Below are 3,295 nucleotides of genomic sequence, written 5' to 3'. Positions count from 1 at the left end.
GCCCTCTCCACCTCCGGCCGGCAGCAACTCCTCCAGCTCGACCCGCGCACGGGCCACGCCACCCCCCTCGCGCGTCTGCCGGTCGGCACCGGCCACGGGAACTTCACCGCAGGCACGGTATACGTGACCCCGGACGGCGGGGTGCTGGAGCTCAACGCCCTCGGGACAGCCGGTGGGGTGCGGCTCTACCGGTAGCGTCCGGGGGCGGCCGGCGCGCGAACCGAGGCAGGACGACCGGAGCCGGGCGCGCGGACGGGCAGGAGCATGGCCGCGACCAGCGCCGAGGCCGCCACCCGGCCGGGAAGCAGCTCGACGCCGTCGAGCACCGGATGACCGCGCACCTGGCGGCCGGCAGCCACGAGGCGGTGCTGGGCGAGCTGACCGTCCTGGTCCGCCGCCACCCGGCCCGGGAGCGCTTCGCCGGGCAGCTGATGACCGCTCTGTGCCGGGTGGGGCGCGGCAGGACGCCCTGGAGGTGTTCCAGTAGGTCCGCCGGCGGCTGGCGGAGGAACTGGGCGTCGACCCGGACCCGTACCTGCTGGCCCAGCACGAAGCCGTGCTGCGCGGCGACCCGGAGCTGCACACCTGGACGTGGTCGCGGTGACGGCGCTGCTGAGCGTCGCGCTGTTCGGGGCGACCTACCTGCTGCAGCGGCTGGTCCTGCCATGGGAGCGTGCGATGACCAAGGAGAGCCGGTCATGAGCGGCGAGTTCCAGCTCGAAGTGCGCGGCGTCGGCAAGTCGTTCGGTGAGCTCGACGTGCTGCGGGACGTCGATCTGGCCGTCCGCCCGGGCGAGTTCGCGGCTGTCATCGGCCCGAGCGGCAGCGGCAAGAGCACCCTGTTCAACATCGTCTCCGGGCTCGACCGGCCCACCTCGGGCGAAGTGCGGGTCGACGGCCAGGTCGCCTTCATGCCGCAGAAGGACCTGCTCTTCCCATGGCGCACCGTGCTGGACAACACCGCGCTGGGACTTGAGGCCCAGGGCGTACGGCGCAGGGAAGCGCGGCGTCGGGCGGCCGGGCTGTTCGAGGCGTTCGGCCTGGACGGCTTCCAGTCCTCCTACCCCTTCCAGCTCAGCGGCGGTATGCGGCAGCGCGCGGCCCTGCTGCGCACCGTCGTCCTGGAGCGGCCCGTACTGCTGCTGGACGAGCCGTTCGGCGCGCTGGACTCGCTCACCCGCACCGAGATGCAGCTGTGGCTGGCGGACGTGTGGCAGCGCTACCGGTGGACCGTCGTCCTGGTCACGCACGACATCCGCGAGGCGGTGCTGCTCGCCGACACCGTGCATGTGCTGTCGCCCAGGCCCGCTTCCGTGGTCAAGCGGATCGAGGTGCCACTGCCCAGGCCCCGCAGGGCGGAGGCCGTCACCGAGCCGGAGTTCGCCGCGGTGGAGCGCCGGGTACTGGACGCCCGCAACTGGGCCGTCCGGTGAGCCGGCTGCTCGCCCACGGCCTGGGCACCGAGCCGGTCGCCCCGGACTGGCCACCGCTGACCGACGCGGAGGTCGGCGACGTGCTCGGCGGTGGCCCGGTGCGGGTGCTGTGGCGCAGCCCGCGCCCGCTGTCGGCCGCCGCCCTGGTGGAAAGCGAACGGCTCCTCTTCGTCAAGCGGCACCACGTCTCCGTGCGTACGGAGGAGGGCCTGGCCGAGGAACACGCCTTCCTGCGCCACCTGCGCGAACGCGGGGCACCCGTCGTCGACGTGCTGTCAGTGGTCCGGCTCGGCGAGTGGGTGTACGAGGTCCACACCGCCGGTACCGGTACCGACCTCTACCAGGACGCCCTGTCCTGGTCGCCCTTCGCCTCCGCCGGGCACGCGGGCGCCGCCGGAGCCGTGCTGGCCCGGCTGCACCTGGCGGCGGAGGGCTACCGGGCGCCACACCGCCAAGTTCAGCCCCTGGTGGCGTCGTTCACCGTCTTCGCCTCGGCGGATCCGGCGGCGGCGCTGGAACGGTACGTCGCGCGGCGCCCGGCCCTGGCCGCCGCCCTCGCGGACCAGCCGTGGCGGACGGACACCGAGCGGGTGCACCTGCCCCTCCACCGACGGCTGGCACCGCTGCTCGACGACCTCGAACCGCTGTGGACCCACAACGACTGGCACGCCTCCAACCTCCTGTGGGACGTGGCCGGTTCCGAGGCCGCGGCGGTCACCACAGTCCTGGACTTCGGCCTCAGCGACCGCACCACCGCCGTCCACGACCTCGCCACCGCCATCGAGCGCAACATCGTCCAGTGGCTGGACCTGCCCAGCGGCAGCGTCCGCGTACAGCTGGATCATCTGGACGCGCTCCTGCGCGGCTACACCTCGGTGCGCCCGCTGTCCGCCGCCGAGTCCGCCGCCCTGCCGGAGCTGCTGCCCCTGGTGCACGCCGAGTTCGCGCTGTCCGAGCTGGACTACTTCCACGGCGTCACCGGCTCCGCCGCCAGTTCCGCCCTCGCCTACGACTACTACCTCGGTCACGCCGAATGGTTCACCACCCCGGACGGCAGGGGGCTCCTGGAGCACCTCAGAAGGGAAGCACGATGACCGACCGCCGTGTGCGTCTGCACAGCCTTCGCCAGTCCACCGTCGGGCACACCGCTATGGGCCTGTGGAGGCACCCCGACAGCCAGGCGCACCGCCACCGCGATCTGGACCACTGGATCGAGACCGCCCGGATCCTCGAGCGCGGCCGCTTCGACGCCCTGTTCGTCGCCGACGCCCTCGGCCCGCAGGAGGTCTACCGTGGCCGGGTCGACGAGGCGTGCGGGACGCGATCAACACGCCCACCGACGATCCGCTGCTGGCCGTCAGCGCGATGGCGGCGGCCACCCAGCGTGTGGGATCCGCGGTCACCGTCTGCTCGACGTACGAGCGACCGTACGCCTTCACCCGCAAGATGACGACGCTGGCTCACATCCGCGCTTCACAGCGCGGTGGTACAGGAGCGGTGGAAGACCGCGCCCCACCCGCCTGGGCCTCAGTTACCCAACGGGCCGTCGCCGCCATCGCCTACGAGGTGGAATCGGTGGATGCGGAGACCCGCGTCGTCCTCCAGCCCGAGCTGGTCGCCAACGAGCAGCTGCCCCCGGTCGCCCGCGACCCCCGGGTCTCCGCAGCGCTGGAGTCCCCGCTGCGGCCCGAGGAGTAATACGCCGAGGGCATGCGGCTACGGCTGATCCACTGCACCTAGGGTTTGGTGACGACAGCCTCGTCGGTGTGCCCTTGTCCCACTTGCGTGGGTGAGTTCGGGCCGCTGCGCATGGCGATGCGGGCACCCGCGTACAGCAGGGCGACGACGAGCAGCAGCGCTTG

4 protein-coding genes and 1 pseudogene are annotated in these 3,295 nt (G+C 72.6%); all 5 read left to right on the top strand.

The window, feature by feature from the left end:
- Window positions 1–195 (top strand): hypothetical protein (locus FCI23_RS57975; RefSeq protein WP_169316996.1); only part of this gene is annotated, 195 nt, incomplete at its 5' end.
- Window positions 120–398: pseudogene (locus tag FCI23_RS64545) on the top strand (hypothetical protein); the annotation flags it as partial. The gene FCI23_RS57975 and the pseudogene FCI23_RS64545, both read left to right, overlap by 76 nt.
- A gap of 300 nt (window positions 399–698) precedes the next feature.
- Complete coding sequence (locus FCI23_RS54865) at window positions 699–1,433, top strand: ABC transporter ATP-binding protein (protein WP_136731653.1); 735 nt, start codon at window positions 699–701, stop codon at window positions 1,431–1,433.
- Window positions 1,430–2,527 carry a phosphotransferase enzyme family protein gene (locus FCI23_RS54860; RefSeq protein ID WP_136731652.1) on the top strand — a complete coding sequence of 366 codons (1,098 nt, stop codon included), beginning with the start codon at window positions 1,430–1,432 and terminating at the stop codon, window positions 2,525–2,527. Before FCI23_RS54865 ends, FCI23_RS54860 begins: the two co-directional genes overlap by 4 nt.
- 217 nt (window positions 2,528–2,744) lie before the next feature.
- Entirely contained in the window at window positions 2,745–3,131 is a 387-nt protein-coding gene (locus FCI23_RS62165) for a hypothetical protein (RefSeq protein WP_246144931.1), read from the top strand.
- Window positions 3,132–3,295 lie beyond the last annotated feature (164 nt).

It is taken from the genome of Actinacidiphila oryziradicis, from assembly GCF_005047355.1.
GTDB lineage: Bacteria > Actinomycetota > Actinomycetes > Streptomycetales > Streptomycetaceae > Actinacidiphila > Actinacidiphila oryziradicis.
Note: the sequence above shows the minus strand (reverse complement) of the source record. Positions and strands in the feature narration are given on the sequence as shown.

Excerpts from the sequence above, each read along its gene's own strand:
- FCI23_RS54865 (WP_136731653.1), top strand. The coding sequence starts at position 699 with ATGAGCGGCGAGTTCCAGCTCGAAGTGCGCGGCGTCGGCAAGTCGTTC.